Origin of the sequence: Methylopila sp. 73B (assembly GCF_000526315.1) — a bacterium.
Lineage (GTDB): Bacteria > Pseudomonadota > Alphaproteobacteria > Rhizobiales > Methylopilaceae > Methylopila.
In genome coordinates, this window is sequence record NZ_JAFV01000001.1 from 1,676,119 (window position 1) to 1,692,984 (window position 16,866).

Genomic DNA, 16,866 nt, shown 5'->3' on the forward strand with positions numbered 1-16,866 from the left:
CTCCCTCCACGCTGCGAGCCTGCGACGCCGTCCCTCCGGGCGGCGTTCGCGTTCAGGCGCTTTCGACGCGGGAAATCATGCCGGCCGATCACCCCCGCCGCTGCAGCCAGCCCAGGATCGCGTCGGCGTCGGCGTTGGGAAGCCGGCCCAAGACGGGTCCCGGCCGGCGGGGCGCGGCGTCGCCGTGGAGGGTCCAGCCGGGAGCGTCGCTCGCGCCGAGCAGCAGCAGGTCGGCGTCCGCGGGGCCTGCGCAGCCCTTGCCGCAGGCGGAGAGGTGCACGCGCGCGAGCGGCGCCGCGCCGCTGGCCGCGGCGCGGGCGAGCAGAGCGAGGCCGGCGGCTTTCGCGGGCTCGCGGGCGCGGACGCAGGAGGGCGCGCCCGCGCAGGCGACGACGGTCAGGCGCTCCACGACGGCGACGGGCGGGAACCCCGCCGCTTCCGACCGTCTCAGCAGGTCGGCGGCCCTCGCCGGCGCGACGCCCGGCAGCACCACCGCGGACCAGGGCGCCAGCACCAGCGCGCCCTCCCCGTCCTCGTCTGCGCGGGCGGCCAGCCAGCGCAGCTGGCCGACGTCAAGCCGCCCCACGGCCACGGGAACGACCACCGCCGCGCGGCTCCCGGAGCGCGACCCCGGCAGCGCGCCGAAGATCGGACGGACCTCGGACGGCCAGACGACGTCGGCGCCGGGCGCGGCGAGGCCGGACGCGACGAGATCGGCGGCGACGACATGCGGCGCGAGATCGCGCGCGCGGGTGTCGGGGCCGAGCGCCGCGGCGGCGTGGGCGACCGCGAGGATCGCGGCGACCGCGGTCTCCTGCCCCGTCGCGACGCCCAGCGGCCGGCCGGCGAGCGCGAGCGCCAGAGCGACCCGCCCCTCCGCGCCGCGCAGGACCAACAGCGTCAGATCGGAGGCCGTGGCGGCGAGCCCGGCGCGGCCTCCTCCGTCGAGCGCGACCGAGAATTTCGGCGAGAGATCGGCGGCGACATCCGCGGAGCCCAGCGCATCCGCCACCGCGGCGGCCAGTGGCCTGAGATCGACGATCTCGGTCGGGTCGAGCCCGGCGAGCGGATCGAGCAGCACGTTGCGCCGCCGGTCGGCCTCCCCGCCCACGTAGAGACCGGCGGCGGCGAGCCGCTCGCCGAGCCTGGGGCCGGCGTCGAGCGGCAGCCCGCGAATCTGGAGATTGGCGCGGTTGGTGAGATCGATAACGCCGGAGCCGAGCGTCTCGGCGGCGTCCGCCACCGCGCGCGCCTGGTCCGCGCTCAGGCGACCGCCGGGCGTGCGGACACGCGCGAGGCCGCCATCGGCCATCTCAGCGAGATGCGCTATGCCAGGACAGTCGGCCATGGCGTTGTCGTCGCCCTCTGGCACGGAAAACGCAAGGGCGGCGGGATCGCGCGGATCGTCCGCGCGCCGAACACAGGGACACGAGGCCGCATGCCGCACGAACCGCTGACGCCGGAGACCGCCCGCGCCATCGCCGCGCTCGGAGGCCTCGCCATCGACGCGGAGAGCGGCGACCGCGTCGCCCGATCGGTGAGCGCCGTGACCGCTGCGGCGGCGGGTTTTCAGGATGCGCTCGGCTTCGAGGACCAGCCCGCCGACTTTGTGCGTCTGCGCCGGACGATCGCCGCAGCGGCCCGCAGCGCCGGCGGTTTCCATGACTGAGACCGCCATCACGGACGCGACCGACCTCGCCTATCTCGACCTTGTGGACGCCGCGGCCGCAGTGGCGGCGAAACGCGTGTCCGCTCGCGAACTGACCGAGGCGCTGATCGCCCGCATCGAGCGCTGGCAGCCCCACGTCAACGCCTTCGTGTCGTTCGAGCCCGAGGCCGCGTTGCTCGCCGCCGACAGGGCCGACGCGTCGGAACCGACCGGCCCGCTGCACGGCGTGCCGCTCGCTCACAAGGACATGTTCTACGCCGCCGGCAAGGTCGTGAGCTGCGGCTCGGCGCTCCGGGCCGACTGGGTCGCGACAGAAACCGCGACCGTTCTGGAGCGGCTGGAGTCGGCCGGCCAGATCCGGCTCGGCGCGCTCGGCATGGCGGAGTTCGCCTATGGCGTAACCGGCCACAACAGCCATTTCGGCCACGCCCGAAACCCCTGGAATCCCGCGCGCATCACCGGCGGCTCCTCGTCCGGCTCCGGCGTCGCGGTGGCGGCGGGCCTGACCTACGCGGCGCTCGGCTCCGACACCGGCGGCTCGGTGCGGCTGCCCGCGCACTTCTGCGGCGTGACGGGACTGAAGACCACGCTTGGCCTCGTCAGCCGCGCGAACGCCATGCCGCTGTCGTCCACCCTCGACACCGTCGGCCCGCTCGCCCGGTCCGCCCGCGACCTGCGGCTGATCATGCGGCTGATCGCGGGACCCGATCCGCTGGACGGCGAGACCGGCGAGCTCTGGCTGGAGGACGACCGACCGGCCGCCGCCATGACCATCGGCGTGCCGACGAGCTTCTATGTGGAGGACCTCGACGCCGACGTCGCCAGCGCCTTCCAGCAAGGAATCGAGACCTTCCGCTCGCTTGGCTGCCGCATCGTCTCGGTCGACCTGCCGGACGAGGCGCTCCTCAGCAGCGCGGCGCTGATCGCGCTCGGCGCCGAGGCCGCGGCCCTGCACCGACGCAACCTTGCGGAGCGTCCGGAGCTTTACGGCGAGCAGACGCGCGCCCGGCTCATCAACGGCTTCGGCTACTCCGGCGTGCAGTACGTCGACGCGCTGCGCGGACGTGGGCCGGCGCTCGCGCGGCGGATCGAGCACATGGGCGCCTGCGATGCGGTGATCGCCCCTGTCGCGCGCTTCCCCGCCCCGCCGATCGCCGACACCGACGTCGGCGCGCGGTTCGACGGCGTGGTCGCTGCGGTCTCCGCCTTGATGCGGCCGGTGAACTATCTTGGGCTTCCCGCGATCGCGCTGCCGGCGGGGTTCTCGCGCGACGGGCTTCCAATCGGCGTCCAGGTGATGGGGCAGCCGTTCAACGATTCCGCGCTGCTCACCCTAGGCGAAGCGTTCCAGAGCGCCACGGACCACCACCGCAAGCGGCCGCAGGACCGCGCCTGACCCCGGAACCTCTCGGGCTCTCGTGCGTTGTACGGAACGAAGACGGGTTTTGCCGTCTATAATTTCCGGAAACTGAAGGGGTTTGACCATGGTGGATCGTAAAGTAAGCGGCCTTGCAGGCGACGCCGGCGATCAGCTGGCGCACCTTCGCGACACCATCGCGGAGCTGGGCGACCGTGTGTCGACCCTCGCCGGCGAGCGCGCCCGCGACGCCCGCAAGCGCGCCCGCTCGGCGGCGAAGTCGTTCGGCCCCGGCGCGAGCACGCTCTACGACGACGGCGTCGACGCGCTGCAGTCGGCCGCCGACAACGCCGTGTATTACGGCCGTCGCGCCAGCCATGTCGTGCAGCGCAACCCTGGCCTTTCGCTGCTTGGGCTCGCGATCGGCGTCGGCGTCGTCGCGGCGATCGTCTACGCCAGCCAGGAAGAAGACCGCCGCTGGTACGAGCGCGGCGGCCGCCGCGGCGGCTGGTTCTGAGCTTCGGCTTCAAGGCTATGAAATGAAAAAGCGGCGTCTCGTGACGCCGCTTTTTTGTGTTTGGGCGCATGGAACGCGGCGCGCTCCCGCCCCTCGCATCAGTCGATCTGCGCGCCGGAGTCCTTCACGATCGGCGCCCACTTGGCGAGCTCGGTCTTCACCAGCGTCGCGAGCTCTTCCGGGGTCGAGCCCACGATCACCGCGCTGAAGTCGGAGAGCTTCGCCTTCACGGTCGGATCGTTCACGGCCTTGACCGCGACCTCGTTCAGCTTGGCGATCGCCTCCGGCGGCGTTCCCTTCGGGGCGAACAAAGCGTTCCACGAGTAGGTGTCGTAGCCCGGCAGCGTCTCGGCGATCGCCGGCAGGTCCGGGAACGTCGGCACCCGCTTCGCCGTCGTCACGCCGAGCGCGCGCAGGCGGCCGGCTTTGATGTGCTCGGTCGAGGACGGCATGTTGTCGAACTGGATCGGCACCTGCCCCGCGATCACGTCCACCAGCGCCGGGCCCGAGCCCTTGTAGGGGATGTGGATCAGGTCGATGCCCGCGAGCTTCTTGAACAGCTCGCCCGAGAGATGCAGCGGCGAGCCGTTGCCGGACGAGGCGTAGGAGTATTTGCCGGGCTCCTTCTTCGCCATGTCGATCAGCTCCTGCACGGTCTTCGCGCCGAAGTTCGGATTGACGGTGAGCACGTTCGGCACGTTCACGAGCAGCGAGATCGGCGCGAAGTCCGTCTCGGCGTTGTAGGAGATCTTCTTGTAGAGCGCGGGGTTCAGGGCATGGGTCGCGACCGTGCCCATCAGGATGGTGTAGCCGTCCGGCTCCGCCTTCGCGACCGTGCCCGCGCCGAGGTTGCCGCCGGCGCCGCCGCGGTTGTCCACGATCACCTGCTGGCCAAGCGTCTCGCTCATCTTGGCCGCCACCAGCCGCGCGACGAGATCGGTCGAGCCGCCCGGCGCGAACGGCACGATCAGCGTGACGGGCCGGCCCGGGAACCCCTGCGCCAGCGCGGGCGCCGCGAGAGGGCCAAGCGCCGCGGAGCCCGCCGCGGCCCCGATCAGGCCGCCAAAGCGCCGGCGCGTGAGGATGAGATTCTCGTTCGACATCGACGTTCCCTTTTTCGTTTCTTGCGGGCCTGACGAAGACCTGAGCGCGCCTAAGGCGCGTGACTGTGGCATGCCGCCGCGGCTTGGTCGACGGGGTCCCGGGCGCCGTTCAGGCCGGACGATGCGCTCGCGATCACAAGCGCGTCGGGGCTCGGAGCGACCGGCTCACCTGCCGACGGTCTTCACCAGCCCCGCGTCGGGATAGCAGGTCGGCGCCTGCCCCTTGCCCGCCTGCCAGCGTCCGATGGCGACGCGGGTGCGGAACCCGACGAGGCCGTCCGCCGTGCCGACGTCGTGCCCTTGAGCCTCCAGCCGCCGCTGCATGGCCGCGACGTCGGTGCGGTCGAAGCCCTTCGGCGCGGTCCAGGAGCCGGCGATCGGCCGACCGGCGCCGAACCGGTCCGCAAGATGGCCCACGAACAGCGCGTAGAGGTCGCTCTCGTTGTATTCCTTCAGCACATAGAAGTTCTCGGAGACGAGGAACGCCGGCCCCGAACGCCCGGCGGGGTTCAGCAGGAACAGTTTTCGCCCCGTCTCCCTAGGAAGGGCTCCGCCCGGCTTCGGCGCGACGCCCGCCGCAGTCCATTGCGCGACGGTGAGGCCCTGGTCCGGCCCCTCCAGCGTGCAGGCGACCTCGGCTGGAAGCTCGACCTCGACGCCCCACGACCGGCTTGCGACCCAGCCGTGCTTGCGCAGATAATTCGCGATTGATCCGAGGCTGTCGGGCACGGAGGCCCAGATGTCGCGGCGGCCGTCGTCGTCCATGTCGACGGCGTTCTCGAGATACTTCGACGGCAGGAACTGCGGCTGGCCCATGGCGCCGGCCCAGGAGCTCTTCATGGCGGCGAGGCTGACGTGGTCGCCTTCCAGGATCTTCAGCGCCGCGACGAATTCTGGGAAGAACTGCTCCTTGCGCGCGCCCATGAAGGCCTCGGTCGCGAGCGCCCGCACCGCGGAATAGGGGATCGAAGCCCGCCCGAAGCGCGATTCGCGCGCCCAGATCGCCGCCACGATCTCGCGCGGCACGCCAAAGCGCTTTTCAACCTGGTCGAACGCGGCCTTCCATTTTGCGAGCTCGACGCGGCCCTCCTTCACGAGCGCCGCGAAGTTGCCCTCGGCGACATAGCGGGCGGGATCGGAGAATTCCGGCTGACGCTGCGCGCGCGCCGGCGGCGCGCCGGGCGGCGCCAGGTCCGGCAGGCTCCAATCCAGCGCGATGTCCCGCGTCGCGGTATCGAAGGTCTGCGCGGAAACGCCCGCCTTCAGCGCCGCCGGACGAACGGCGGAGCCGAGCCAGGCCCTGAACGCCGCCTCGACGGGTGGCCGCTGGGCTTCAGGCAGGGTTTCCGCATGCGCGGGAAGCGCGAGGCCCAGCACCAGAGCGAGCGCCCATGCCGCCGCCGCGCGCCCGACACAGCTGCGGGCTTCGAGACGCCTCGCTGACGCGCTCCTTAGCATGAGGAAGTTTTGTCTTCTGGAACCAAAGAGCTCCTCATGCTGAGGAGGCCCGAAGGGCCGTCTCGAAGCACGCACTCCCGCGAGCCTCGCGCTGCCGCCGCCCCAAGCCCACGTCGCTCCGGGCTTGTCCCGGAGCCCATCAACCCGCCGGTCTCGGCAGAACCGCGACAATTGCAAGGTTCGCTTGGACCCGTTGGGGTGATGGGTTCCGGCATTCCGCTGACGCTTCAGCCGGAACGACGCCGCGGATAAGACGGCCACGGGAATCGCCCGAAAACGGCTCAGAACAGAAAATACCGCTGCGCCATGGGCAGGACGTCGGCCGGTTCGCACGTGAGAAGCTCCCCGTCGGCGCGCACGTCGTAGGTCTCGGGGTCGACCTCGATGACCGGCGTGGCGTCGTTCAGAATCATGCTGGCCTTGGATATCCCGCCGCGCACGTTCGTCACAGCCACGAGTTCGCGCGTGAGGCCGAGGCGCTGGCCGAGGCCGTCCTCGATCGCCGCCTTCGAGGTGAAGATCACCGACGACTTCTGCAGCGCGCGTCCGAACGAGCCGAACATCGGGCGGTAGTGCATCGGCTGCGGCGTCGGGATCGAGGCGTTGGGGTCGCCCATCGGGGCGGCGGCGATCATGCCCATCTTGAGCACGAGGTCCGGCTTCACGCCGAAGAACGCCGGCGACCACAGCACGAGATCCGCGAGCTTGCCGACCTCGACCGAGCCGACATGCGACGAGATCCCGTGCGCGATTGCTGGGTTGATCGTGATCTTGGCGATGTAGCGACGGACCCGCAGGTTGTCGTTGTCGCCGGCCTCGCCCTTCAACCGCCCCCGCTGGACCTTCATCTTGTGGGCGGTCTGGAAGGTGCGGATGCCGACCTCGCCCACCCGGCCCATGGCCTGGCTGTCGGACGAGATGATGGAGAGCGCGCCCATGTCGTGGAGGATGTCTTCGGCCGCGATCGTCTCCTTGCGGATGCGGCTCTCGGCGAAGGCGACGTCCTCGGAGATCGAGGGATCGAGGTGGTGGCACACCATGAGCATGTCGAGATGCTCGTCGAGCGTGTTCACCGTGTAGGGCCGCGTCGGGTTGGTCGACGACGGGATGACGTTCGGAAGGCCCGCGACCTTGATGATGTCGGGCGCATGGCCGCCGCCGGCGCCTTCGGTGTGGAAGGCGTGGATCGTGCGGCCCTTGAAGGCGGCGATCGTGTCCTCCACGAAGCCGCTCTCGTTCAGCGTGTCGGAGTGCAGCATGGCCTGGACGTCGAAGGCGTCGCAGACGGTGAGGCAGCAGTCGATCGCGGCGGGCGTGGTGCCCCAGTCCTCGTGCAGCTTCAGCGCCGCCGCCCCGCCGCGGATCTGCTCCTCAAGCGCAGACGGCAGCGACGCGTTGCCCTTGCCGGAGAACAGCAGGTTGACGGGGAAGGCCTCGGCGGACTCGATCATCCGCGCCAGATGCCAGGGACCGGGCGTGCAGGTGGTTGCGGTGGTGCCGGTCGCGGGACCCGTGCCTCCGCCGATCATGGTGGTGACGCCGGAGGCGATCGCGTCGTCCACCTGCTGCGGGCAGATGAAGTGAATGTGTGCGTCGATCAGCCCTGCGGTCAGGATTTTGCCCTCGCCCGCGATCACCTCGGTGCCGGGTCCGACGACGATCGTCACGCCCGGCTGCACGTCCGGGTTGCCGGCCTTGCCGATGGCGGCGATGCGGCCGTCCCTCAGGCCGACGTCCGCCTTGATGATCCCGCCATGGTCGACGATCAGCGCGTTGGTGATCACGGTGTCGACCGCCCCTTGCGCCCGGCTCGCCTGCGACTGCCCCATGCCGTCGCGGATGACCTTGCCGCCGCCGAACTTCACCTCCTCGCCATAGGTAGTGAAGTCCTTCTCCACCTCGATGATGAGGTCCGTGTCCGCCAGCCGCAGGCGATCGCCGACAGTCGGGCCGAACATATCGGCATAGGCCGAGCGGGAGATCTTTGCGGGCATGGGATGGGATCTCAGTCGGTGAGGAGGGTGAAGCCGTCGCTTTGGGCGGCGTCGCGGTCGAAAGTGAACGTGGTGGAGCAGCCCGCGGACTGGTTCATCAAGGCGATGAGGTTGTCAGGGAGGTCGCCGCCCTCCTCCTTGGTGCGATGAGCCGCGTCGCGCATGAGGTCCTTGTGGCTGCATATGATCGCGGGATGTTCGGTCAGCTTCCGTAGAACGATCACGAGCCGATCCTCATCGAACCGATAGGCCCGTTTGAGCGTCCAGAGCGTTTCAAGAACGACGATGAGATTCACGAAGACGGGCTCGTCCGCCTCATCCACCAAGCGCGCGGCTCGGGCGGTCTGCGCCTCATCGTCGCCGGTGAAAAGGCGGACGAGAATGTTCGTGTCGACGCTGATCATTCAGCGGCGCGACCGTGCGTCTTCGCCACACCGTAAGACCTGATGCGATCGTCGTCTTCGGTGACCGTTTCGACGATCGCGTCGTCCATCTCCCGGATCGAAAGCGGCGGAACACGCTTCTCGAAGAGCTTGTTCCAACCCCAAGCGGTCTCGGTGATGGCGTGAAAATGCACCTGACCGTCATAGGCAAGAAAGAACTCGACCGGAACGCCCGGCTTGATCTCCAGCCGCTCCCTCAAGTCCTCCGGAAGAACGACGGACCCGTCGGACCGAACCTCAGCTCTGTATGTGGGCATCTGCGGCGCTCGCTGTTCCATTACGCCTAGAGCTTCAACACTATCACAACGGCCCCATGACGTCCGCCCGGAAGCCGAACACCTTCCGGTCGCCGCCATAGGGCACGAGCGTCACCGTGCGGGTCTGCCCGGGCTCGAAACGCACGGCGGTGCCGGCGGCGATGTCGAGGCGCATGCCGTGGGCCTTGGCGCGGTCGAAGGCGAGCCCCGCGTTGGTCTCCGCGAAGTGGTAGTGGCTGCCGACCTGGATCGGCCGGTCGCCCGTGTTCGCGACGTCGAGCGTCACCGTCGGCGCGCCGGCGTTCAGCTCGATGTCGCCGGAGGCGGGAAAAACTTCACCGGGGATCATGACGTTCTCCTCACCGGATCGGTTCGTGGACGGTGACGAGTTTGGTCCCGTCCGGGAACGTCGCCTCCACCTGCACGTCGTGGATCATCTCGGGCACGCCCTCCATCACCTGCTCGCGCGTCAGCACCTTGGCGCCGGCGGCCATCAGCTCGGCGACGGTGCGACCGTCGCGGGCGCCTTCCACCACGAAGTCCGCGATCAGCGCGATCGCCTCGGGGTGGTTCAGCTTGACGCCACGCTCCAGGCGACGGCGGGCGACCACCGCTGCCATGCTGATGAGGAGCTTGTCCTTTTCGCGGGGGGTGAGGTTCATTGGGGCTCCTTCAGAACGCGAAGACGCGGGGCAACGGGCGCCCCGTCAGATGTTCGAGGCACAAAGCGAGGTCGCGCCGGAGCGCCGGCGCCTCGCGCGCGACGAAGCGGGCGACGAGACAGCCGTCGAAGGCGCTGACGCCCGCTTCCGACCGCGCCGTCTCCAGCAACGCACGGACGCCGTCGAGCCGGGCTTCGGCGTCGGGCGCGATCATCACGAGGGTCGCGGCCGCCGTGGCGCCGCCGCCGATCGCGGGTCGCGCCAGCGTGTCGGCCACCGCGCCGTCGAGGGCCAGCGTGTCGGCGAAGACGAGCTTTCCGCCGCGGCGAAGCCGCCAGCGGTCAACGAGCCGGCCGCGGGCGACCGTCTCGTTCCGGGCGGTGCGGCCGAAGACGACGCTCTCGCAGGCGATCAGCGTGGCGTCGGGGTCGACGTCGGCTTCCAGCCGGCGCTCCAGCGACACGCCGTCGAACAGGATGGTCTCCTGCGGCAGCCAGCAGGCGCGCGCGCCCCGCTCCACCTGAAGCCGCGTCTCGACCTCGGCCGCCATGTCGAGGGCGCGATAGACCTTTTCGGCCGCCTGGGTGGTCGCGATCGCCTCACAGTCCGCGCCCCACCGGACCTCGACCGCCAGCCTGTCGCCGCCGGCGATCCCGCCGCCGATGTTCGCGAGCACGGCCGTCGGCGGCGCTCCCGGCTCCGGACGCGGGAACAGCACCCGCAGCGCCCCGGACTGCGCAAGGTCGGCGAGGCGCGTCGCGTCGAACCGGCGCGCGAAGGCGACCGTCGCCGCGCCCTTGGCGCGCTGCCGCATCCCGTCCCGCCGCTGAAGCGCTGTGGTCACGTCTCGTCCGTCCGCGTGCCGTTCGTCGGGATGATGCGTTGCGGCGAAGCGGTTTGCCAAGCGTCGACCGGGCGTTAACCGCGGTTAACGGGCCGTTAACCGTTCAAGACGTATCGTCGTACCATCGCGTGCCGATGAGGATTCGACCATGCCGTCCGCTTATGCGTCCGGCTCCGTCTCCGGAGCCGCCCCCGCCGTCGTCTCGGCGCTGAACCTCGACGACATGCGCGCCTTCCTGCAGCGAAGCCGACCGGCGACCACCGCCGAGGCGCTCCGGCTGCTGCGCGGCGCTTTCCCCGCCGCCCCGCTTCGCCTGCGCGTCGCCGCCTGCGAGGGCTGAGAGCCGGCTTCAGCTGGGATCGGCGTCGGACGTCTCGGCCGCCACAGCGCCCCGGTCCGCCCGTATCAGCCGCTGCTGGTGCAGGAAGGCGAAGGGCAGCGTCGCGAGATAGGCGAGCGTGATCCCGGCGAGCACGAACCAAGGATAGCTCACCAGCAGCGTCACCGCGAGCGCCGCCGCGATCAGCACGGGCGCGACCCAGGTGCGGTCGATCCGGGAGCCGAGCTGCTTGCCCGACCAGGTGGGCAGCGGGCTCACCATCAGGAACGCCACCGCGAGGATATAGACCTCGACCGCCGGCAGCGCGACGGGCACGCGGGGGAACCCCAGGAACTCCAGATAGATCGGCAGCAGCGCGGCGATCGCGCCGGCCGGCGCCGGCACGCCCACGAAGAACTGCCCCGCCCAGGCCGGCTTGTTCGGGTCGTCCAGCGCCACGTTGAAGCGCGCGAGCCGCAGCGCGCAGGCGATGGCGAGGATCAGGCAGGCGATCCAGCCGACATGGCCAAGCCCGTTCAGACCCCAGACATAGAGAATGAGCGCAGGCGCCACCCCGAAGTTGACGAAGTCGATCAGGCTGTCGAGCTCGGCGCCGAAACGCGACGCGCCCTTCAGCAGCCGCGCGAGCCGCCCGTCGACGCCGTCGAGCGCCGCGGCCAGAACGACGAGGTAGACCGCGAGCTCCAGCCGTCCCTCGATCGCCATGCGCACGCCGGTCAGGCCGGCGCAGAGCGCGAGCAGCGTCACGAGATTGGGGATCAGCAAGCGGATCGGCACGCGCCGGAGCCGCGTGAAGGGCGAACGGCGGACGGGGTTGGGAGCGTCCGGATCGATCATCGCGCGTCTCTCGGGTTGGCGGGCGTGCGGCTCAACTCTTGTGGAAGGTCCGCGCGGGCGCGGCGCCCGTCAGGTCGGCGATCACGGTCTCGCCGGCCACCGTGCGCTGACCGACCCCGACCAGCGGCTCGACGCCCTCCGGCAGGTAGTGGTCCACCCGGCTGCCGAAACGGATGAGGCCGAAGCGCTCGCCGGCGCCGATGGTCTCGCCTTCGCGCACGAAGCACACGATGCGGCGCGCCACGAGGCCCGCGATCTGCACCACGCCCAGGGGCCCGTGCGCGCTCTGGATGACGAGCCCGTTGCGCTCGTTGTCCTCGCTCGCCTTGTCGAGGTCGGCGTTGAAGAACTTGCCAGCGGTGTAGGCGACGCGCGTCACGGTCCCAGCGACGGGCGCGCGGTTCACGTGCACGTCGAAGACGTTCATGAAGACGGCGACCCGCGGCAGCGGCGAGGCGCCGAGGCCGAGCTCCGGCGGCGGCACCGCGCGCTTGACGTCGCAGACGACGCCGTCCGCGCCGCTCACCACGAGCCCGTCGCGCATCGGCGTCACGCGGTTGGGGTCGCGGAAGAACAGCGCGCACCAGATAGTCGCGCCGACGCCGATCCATCCCAGCGGCTGCCAGATGAAGAACAGCACAAGGGCGATGGCCGCGAAGATCGCGATGAACGGCCGGCCTTCCCGATGGATCGGGGGCACGGCCTTGCGGATGGATGCTGAGATGTCGTCGATCATGGTCGCGAGGTCTTTAAGCCATCCCGCCGGCCGAACCAAGTGACGCAGGCGTCATCGCGCGCGGCGCGGCGGCCACACCTGCGGCGCGCGATCGCCGCGGCGCCGCGAAAGCGGCCGAGGCGCCGGGCGACTCAGCTATCCTTCGCCCGCCGCCCGCGGGAGCCGCTTCGTTGCATTACGATCAGGACTACGACGCTCGACGACTGGATACGCCGACGCCCGCGATCGTCTGGGGCCTGCTGATGATCGCAGCGCTTGGCGGAGCCGGCGCGGTGATGATCGTCGCCCCGTCGGGATCGAGCCCGACGCGCCTCATCGCCGCGGGCAATTCGGAGTCAGTCGGCCGGCTCGACCGCGAGGTGAAGCGCCTGACCGACGAGCGGGCCGCGCTCGCCGAGCGGCTGGCGCGGCTCGAGCGCGGCGTCGGCGAAATGAAGCTCGCCGCGGCGCGGGCCGCTCTCATGCCGGAGACCACGGGCTCCGTGGCCCGCCCCGCGCCTGTCGCTGGCCATCCCCCGGCGTTCGCCATCGGCCTCGGGCCCGAGACCTCGGTGGAGGCCGTGCGCCGCCGCTGGACCGCGCTGTCCGGCCGCTACCCGGAACTCGCGCGTCTCACGCCGCGGGCGGTGCGCAGCGGTCCCGGCCGCAACGTGGTGGACCTCGTCGCCGGCCCCTTTCCCACGGCGGCGGAGGCCGTCCGCGCCTGCGGCGACCTTGCGGCGGAGGGCGTGCCTTGCGATACGACGCCCTATGACGGCGAACCACTCGATCGCTCCTGACGACCGCCGCCAATGTGGCGGCGCCGCAAAATTCCATCGCCGCCACATTGGACATTGTTCCAAAGTGCAGCATTCTTTAGCCCTTGATCTCGGGTTCGTCGGCTTCTCGGCGGCCGATCAGGCTCGTCAAACGCATCGTCCATGAACCGACGTAGTTTCGTCATCGGCGCCCTCGCCGCCCATCTCCTCGCCACGACTGCGCTTGCGCAGCAGCCGGGGCAGACTCCCCCTCCGCCCCCGCCGCCGAATCTCGACGTCGACGGCGCCCCGTTCAGCCGGGACGCGCTCGACGAACAGGCCCGCCTGCTCGCGACCAAGGCGTTCGAAGCGCCGCGCAATCTGTTGCCGGACGGCTTCGCCGACCTGCCGCAGGACGTGTTCCGGTCGATCCGGATGCGGCCGGACCGGTCGCTCTGGCAGGGCGAGAACCGCGGCTTCGGCATCGACTTGCTGCCGGGCGGGTTTATCTACCGCTCGCCGGTCGGGGTCGGCCTCGTCGAGGACGGCAAGGTCCGCATGCTGCCGAACGAGCCGAGCTGGTTCGACTTCGGCCGCGCGACTCCGCCGCCGGGCGACAGACCGTTTCCGTTCTCCGGCGTCAGCGCCCGCGCGCCGATCGACCGGCCCGAGGAGCTTCGCGAGTTCGCGCTGTTCCAGGGCGCGACGCTGTTCCGGGCGCTCGCCCGCGGCCAGATTTTTGGCACCTCCGCCCGCGGCCTCGCCATCGACACCGGCGAACCGGACGGCGAGGAGTTCCCGCTGTTCCGCACGTTCTGGATCGAGCGGCCGGGCCCGGCTTCGAACAGCCTGGTGGTCTACGCGCTGCTCGACAGCCGCCGCGTGACGGGCTCCTACCGCTTTACGCTGCGCCCGGGCGAGATCACCGTGATCGACGTCGAGTTCACGCTGTTCCCCCGCGAGGAGCTGCGGCACATCGGCGTCGCGCCGATGACGTCGATGTTCTTCTTCGGCCCGAACGACCGCGTCGGCGTCGACGACATCCGCGGCCAGGTGCACCGGGCGGACGGCCTGCAGATCTGGAACGGCGCCGGCGAGTGGGTGTGGCGCCCGCTGTCGAACCCGGCGGACCTGCAGATCAGCGTGTTCGCCGACAAAAACCCGCGCGGCTTCGGCCTGCTGCAGCGCCAGCGCGCCTTCGCGGCCTACAACGACCTCGGCCGCCGCTACGACCGCATGCCGAGCGTCTGGGTGGAGCCGATCGGCGACTGGAACGACGGCCAGTTCCAGCTCACCGAGATCCCGTCCGACGCCGACGTCAACGAGAACATCGTCGTCTACTGGCGGCCGAAGGAGGCGCTGAAGCCCGGCTCGCGCGTCTCCATGGCCTACCGTCTGCACTGGTGCTGGACCCCGCCGGACCGGCCGGGCGGGGCCACGACGGTCGCGACCGTCGTCGGCGCGGCCGGCGGCCGGCGGCGCCGCTTCGTCGTCGACTTCGCCGGCGAATCCGTCGCCGATCCCAACCGCGCCGGCGCCATCCGGCCTATGGTCTCGACCTCCGTCGGCGCCATCCGCGACGTCGTCGGCCGCCCCAATCCCGAGATCAAAGGCTACCGCGTCACCTTCGACCTCGATCCCGGCAACGAGGAGCTCTGTGAGCTCCGGATGGTGCTGGAGACCGACGGCAAGCCGATCAGCGAGACCTGGCTCTACCGATGGACAGCATGAGTTCCGACGACGAACGCGGCGCGCCCGACGCGGCCGTGAACGAGCCGCCGGCCCTGCCGCCCGAGCGCCCGATCGACATGCCGACCCAGCCGCTGAAGTCCTGGTCGAAGGCCGACGTGCGGCCGCTGGCGAACTCCGCCGGTTGGCGCACGCCGGTCGTCAGCCGCCTGTTCGTCGCGACCGCCGCGATCGCCGTCACCGGCCTCGGCGTCTACCAGATGTACAAGGTGGTCGAGGTCGGCGGCGTTACGCTGCTCGAGTGGGCGCTGCTGATTCTGTTCGTGGTGAACTTCGCCTGGATCGCACTCGCCTTCGCGAGCTCGGTCGTCGGCCTGGTCGCCCTGTTCGGCCGCCCCGCGCTTAAGCAGCCGGGCCTGCCCGAGCGCCTGACCGCGCGCACGGCCGTGCTGATGCCGATCTACAACGAACAGCCGAGCCGCGTGTTCGGCGCCGTGGAGGCGGTGTTCGAGGACGTGAAGCGCCTCGGCTTCGCCGACCACTTCGACTACTTCCTGCTGTCCGACACCACCGATCCCGACGTCTGGATCGCGGAGGAGCGCGCCTTCCTGCTGCTGCGCGAGGCGCTGGGGCCGGACGCACGGGTCTACTACCGCCACCGCGCCAAGAACCACCGCCGCAAGGCCGGCAACATCGAGGACTTCGTGACCCGCTGGGGCGGCGGGTACGAGCACATGCTGATCTTCGACGCGGACAGCCTGATGACCGGCCACGCGGTGATCGCGCTCGCCGCCGCGATGGAGGCCGATCCCGACGCCGGCATCATCCAGACGCTGCCGCTGGTCATCAACCGCAACACGCTGTTCGCGCGCCTCCAGCAGTTCGCGAGCCGGGTCTACGGCCCGATCATCGCCTCCGGCATCGCGGTCTGGTACGGCCGCGACGGCAACTACTGGGGCCACAACGCGATCATCCGCATGGAGGCCTTCGCCGGCGGCGCCGGGCTCCCCGACCTGCCGGGCAAGCCGCCCTTCGGCGGGCTGATCATGTCCCACGACTTCGTCGAGGCGGCGCTGATCCGGCGGAAAGGCTGGGCGGTCTACATGCTGCCGCAGCTCGAGGGCTCCTACGAGGAAAGCCCGCCGTCGCTGATCGACGTCGGCCAGCGCGACCGGCGCTGGTGCCAGGGCAACCTGCAGCACTCGGCCCTGCTCGGAACCCGCGGCCTGCACCCGCTGTCGCGCCATCACTTCCTTAACGGCATCTTCTCCTACCTCGCCTCGCCGTTCTGGATGTTCATGCTGCTCTGCGGCATCGCGCTCGCCCTGCAAGCCAACTTCATCCGGCCGGAGTACTTCACCGACGAGTTCTCGCTGTTCCCGGCCTGGCCGCGGTTCGACGCCGAACGCGCCCTCCAGCTGTTCGGCGCGACGATGGCGATCCTGATCGCTCCGAAGCTCTTCGGCCTCGTCATCCACCTGATGGACGAACCCGCCCGGCGCGCCGGCGGCGGCTTCTTCCGCATCGTCGTCTCGTCGCTGATCGAGATCGTGATGTCGTCGCTGTTCGCGCCGATCATGATGCTGGTGCAATCCGGCTCGGTGTTCCAGATCCTGCTCGGCCGCGCCACGGGCTGGAACCCGCAGCGCCGCGACGACGGCTCGATCCCCTTCATCGACATCGTCCGCCGTCATCGCTGGCACACGGCGCTCGGTGTCGTGACCCTGGTGACAGGCGCCGCGATCGCGCCCTCGCTGGTCGCCTGGATGTCGCCGACGATCGCCGGCCTGCTGCTCGCGATCCCGCTGTCCTGGGCCTCCGGCCACCTCGGCGCCGGCCTCGCGCTCAAGCGGCTCGGGCTGATGCTGATCCCGGAGGAGACCAACGTGCCGCCGATCGCGACGGCTGCGAAGGCGAGCGCCAAGCGCCTCGCCGAGGCCGGCGCCGACGAAGGCGACGGCCTCGTCGCGCTCCACGACGATCCCGACTTCTTCCGCGCGCACGAGCGCATGCTGCCGCCCGCGCCCCGCCGCGCCCGCGGCGTGATCGAGCCGGACCGGGTGATGGCGGCCGCGAAGCTCTCCGAGGCTGACCACCTTTCCGAGGCGATCGGCTGGCTGTCGCCCAAGGAGCGCAGCGTGGTGATGCAGGACCGCGCCCTGCTCGACCTGCTCGTGCGCCTTCCCGTCGAGGCGCCCGCCAACGCCTGAGCCGTCGCGCGAC

General features: G+C 70.6%; 18 protein-coding genes. 7 read left to right on the forward strand and 11 right to left on the reverse strand.

What is annotated here, in order from left to right; translation table 11 throughout:
• Nucleotides 1–88: 88 nt before the first annotated feature.
• Nucleotides 89–1,348, reverse strand: coding sequence for a precorrin-3B synthase (gene cobG / locus K244_RS21630; RefSeq protein WP_020185725.1), 1,260 nt, complete (start codon nucleotides 1,346–1,348; stop codon nucleotides 89–91).
• Between the two features lie 90 nt (nucleotides 1,349–1,438).
• Between cobG and K244_RS23875 the strand changes: the two genes are divergently transcribed.
• The 3 genes from K244_RS23875 to K244_RS0107970 all read left to right on the forward strand — a co-directional run bounded on the left by K244_RS23875 (nucleotide 1,439) and on the right by K244_RS0107970 (nucleotide 3,543).
• Nucleotides 1,439–1,669, forward strand: coding sequence for a hypothetical protein (locus K244_RS23875; protein WP_020185726.1), 231 nt, complete (start codon nucleotides 1,439–1,441; stop codon nucleotides 1,667–1,669).
• Nucleotides 1,662–3,065 carry an amidase gene (locus tag K244_RS0107965; protein ID WP_020185727.1) on the forward strand — a complete coding sequence of 468 codons (1,404 nt, stop codon included), beginning with the start codon at nucleotides 1,662–1,664 and terminating at the stop codon, nucleotides 3,063–3,065. The genes K244_RS23875 and K244_RS0107965 overlap by 8 nt, the downstream gene beginning before the upstream one ends.
• 88 nt (nucleotides 3,066–3,153) lie before the next feature.
• Nucleotides 3,154–3,543: a hypothetical protein gene (locus tag K244_RS0107970; RefSeq protein WP_020185728.1), complete on the forward strand. Its 390-nt coding sequence runs from the start codon at nucleotides 3,154–3,156 to the stop codon at nucleotides 3,541–3,543.
• A gap of 98 nt (nucleotides 3,544–3,641) precedes the next feature.
• Here K244_RS0107970 and K244_RS0107975 read toward each other — a convergent pair whose 3' ends face one another.
• The 8 genes from K244_RS0107975 to K244_RS0108010 form a co-directional block, all read right to left on the reverse strand.
• Nucleotides 3,642–4,646 carry a tripartite tricarboxylate transporter substrate binding protein gene (locus tag K244_RS0107975; protein WP_020185729.1) on the reverse strand — a complete coding sequence of 335 codons (1,005 nt, stop codon included), beginning with the start codon at nucleotides 4,644–4,646 and terminating at the stop codon, nucleotides 3,642–3,644.
• 165 nt (nucleotides 4,647–4,811) lie between these two features.
• Complete coding sequence (locus K244_RS0107980; RefSeq protein ID WP_020185730.1) at nucleotides 4,812–6,023, reverse strand: lytic murein transglycosylase; 1,212 nt, start codon at nucleotides 6,021–6,023, stop codon at nucleotides 4,812–4,814.
• Between the two features lie 362 nt (nucleotides 6,024–6,385).
• Nucleotides 6,386–8,098 carry an urease subunit alpha gene (gene ureC, locus K244_RS0107985; protein ID WP_020185731.1) on the reverse strand — a complete coding sequence of 571 codons (1,713 nt, stop codon included), beginning with the start codon at nucleotides 8,096–8,098 and terminating at the stop codon, nucleotides 6,386–6,388.
• An 11-nt stretch (nucleotides 8,099–8,109) separates the two neighbouring features.
• Nucleotides 8,110–8,502 (reverse strand): type II toxin-antitoxin system VapC family toxin, encoded by a 393-nt coding sequence (locus tag K244_RS0107990; RefSeq protein ID WP_020185732.1) that lies wholly within the window; start codon nucleotides 8,500–8,502, stop codon nucleotides 8,110–8,112.
• Nucleotides 8,499–8,741 (reverse strand): hypothetical protein, encoded by a 243-nt coding sequence (locus K244_RS0107995; protein ID WP_020185733.1) that lies wholly within the window; start codon nucleotides 8,739–8,741, stop codon nucleotides 8,499–8,501. Before K244_RS0107995 ends, K244_RS0107990 begins: the two co-directional genes overlap by 4 nt.
• 100 nt (nucleotides 8,742–8,841) lie before the next feature.
• A complete protein-coding gene (locus K244_RS0108000) occupies nucleotides 8,842–9,147 on the reverse strand; it encodes an urease subunit beta (protein WP_020185734.1) in 306 nt (101 codons plus the stop codon).
• A 10-nt stretch (nucleotides 9,148–9,157) separates the two neighbouring features.
• A complete protein-coding gene (locus K244_RS0108005) occupies nucleotides 9,158–9,460 on the reverse strand; it encodes an urease subunit gamma (protein WP_020185735.1) in 303 nt (100 codons plus the stop codon).
• Nucleotides 9,461–9,470: 10 nt separating this feature from the next.
• Nucleotides 9,471–10,304 (reverse strand): urease accessory protein UreD, encoded by an 834-nt coding sequence (locus K244_RS0108010; protein ID WP_245259748.1) that lies wholly within the window; start codon nucleotides 10,302–10,304, stop codon nucleotides 9,471–9,473.
• A 148-nt stretch (nucleotides 10,305–10,452) separates the two neighbouring features.
• Between K244_RS0108010 and K244_RS23880 the strand changes: the two genes are divergently transcribed.
• On the forward strand, nucleotides 10,453–10,644 hold the full coding sequence (locus K244_RS23880) for a hypothetical protein (protein ID WP_020185737.1): 192 nt from the start codon (nucleotides 10,453–10,455) through the stop codon (nucleotides 10,642–10,644).
• A gap of 9 nt (nucleotides 10,645–10,653) precedes the next feature.
• Here the strand turns inward: K244_RS23880 and K244_RS0108020 are convergent, their stop codons facing one another.
• Both K244_RS0108020 and K244_RS0108025 read right to left on the reverse strand, forming a co-directional pair.
• Nucleotides 10,654–11,481 carry a phosphatidylcholine/phosphatidylserine synthase gene (locus tag K244_RS0108020; RefSeq protein WP_020185738.1) on the reverse strand — a complete coding sequence of 276 codons (828 nt, stop codon included), beginning with the start codon at nucleotides 11,479–11,481 and terminating at the stop codon, nucleotides 10,654–10,656.
• 31 nt (nucleotides 11,482–11,512) lie between these two features.
• Entirely contained in the window at nucleotides 11,513–12,217 is a 705-nt protein-coding gene (locus K244_RS0108025) for a phosphatidylserine decarboxylase (RefSeq protein ID WP_020185739.1), read from the reverse strand.
• Nucleotides 12,218–12,387: 170 nt separating this feature from the next.
• Here K244_RS0108025 and K244_RS0108030 point away from each other — a divergent pair, with 170 nt between their 5' ends.
• The 3 genes from K244_RS0108030 to mdoH all read left to right on the forward strand — a co-directional run bounded on the left by K244_RS0108030 (nucleotide 12,388) and on the right by mdoH (nucleotide 16,853).
• Nucleotides 12,388–12,996, forward strand: coding sequence for an SPOR domain-containing protein (locus tag K244_RS0108030; protein WP_020185740.1), 609 nt, complete (start codon nucleotides 12,388–12,390; stop codon nucleotides 12,994–12,996).
• Nucleotides 12,997–13,137: 141 nt separating this feature from the next.
• Nucleotides 13,138–14,685, forward strand: a complete 1,548-nt coding sequence (locus tag K244_RS0108035) for a glucan biosynthesis protein (protein WP_020185741.1) — start codon at nucleotides 13,138–13,140, stop codon at nucleotides 14,683–14,685.
• Complete coding sequence (gene mdoH / locus K244_RS0108040; RefSeq protein ID WP_020185742.1) at nucleotides 14,673–16,853, forward strand: glucans biosynthesis glucosyltransferase MdoH; 2,181 nt, start codon at nucleotides 14,673–14,675, stop codon at nucleotides 16,851–16,853. Before K244_RS0108035 ends, mdoH begins: the two co-directional genes overlap by 13 nt.
• Nucleotides 16,854–16,866: the final 13 nt, after the last annotated feature.

Coding starts and splice junctions, on each gene's coding strand:
- cobG (WP_020185725.1), bottom strand. CDS start 1,348: ATGGCCGACTGTCCTGGCATAGCGCATCTCGCTGAGATGGCCGATGGC.
- K244_RS23875 (WP_020185726.1), top strand. CDS start 1,439: ATGCCGCACGAACCGCTGACGCCGGAGACCGCCCGCGCCATCGCCGCG.
- K244_RS0107965 (WP_020185727.1), top strand. CDS start 1,662: ATGACTGAGACCGCCATCACGGACGCGACCGACCTCGCCTATCTCGAC.
- K244_RS0107970 (WP_020185728.1), top strand. CDS start 3,154: ATGGTGGATCGTAAAGTAAGCGGCCTTGCAGGCGACGCCGGCGATCAG.
- K244_RS0107975 (WP_020185729.1), bottom strand. CDS start 4,646: ATGTCGAACGAGAATCTCATCCTCACGCGCCGGCGCTTTGGCGGCCTG.
- ureC (WP_020185731.1), bottom strand. CDS start 8,098: ATGCCCGCAAAGATCTCCCGCTCGGCCTATGCCGATATGTTCGGCCCG.
- K244_RS0107990 (WP_020185732.1), bottom strand. CDS start 8,502: ATGATCAGCGTCGACACGAACATTCTCGTCCGCCTTTTCACCGGCGAC.
- K244_RS0108000 (WP_020185734.1), bottom strand. CDS start 9,147: ATGATCCCCGGTGAAGTTTTTCCCGCCTCCGGCGACATCGAGCTGAAC.
- K244_RS0108005 (WP_020185735.1), bottom strand. CDS start 9,460: ATGAACCTCACCCCCCGCGAAAAGGACAAGCTCCTCATCAGCATGGCA.
- K244_RS23880 (WP_020185737.1), top strand. CDS start 10,453: ATGCCGTCCGCTTATGCGTCCGGCTCCGTCTCCGGAGCCGCCCCCGCC.
- K244_RS0108020 (WP_020185738.1), bottom strand. CDS start 11,481: ATGATCGATCCGGACGCTCCCAACCCCGTCCGCCGTTCGCCCTTCACG.
- K244_RS0108025 (WP_020185739.1), bottom strand. CDS start 12,217: ATGATCGACGACATCTCAGCATCCATCCGCAAGGCCGTGCCCCCGATC.
- K244_RS0108035 (WP_020185741.1), top strand. CDS start 13,138: ATGAACCGACGTAGTTTCGTCATCGGCGCCCTCGCCGCCCATCTCCTC.
- mdoH (WP_020185742.1), top strand. CDS start 14,673: ATGGACAGCATGAGTTCCGACGACGAACGCGGCGCGCCCGACGCGGCC.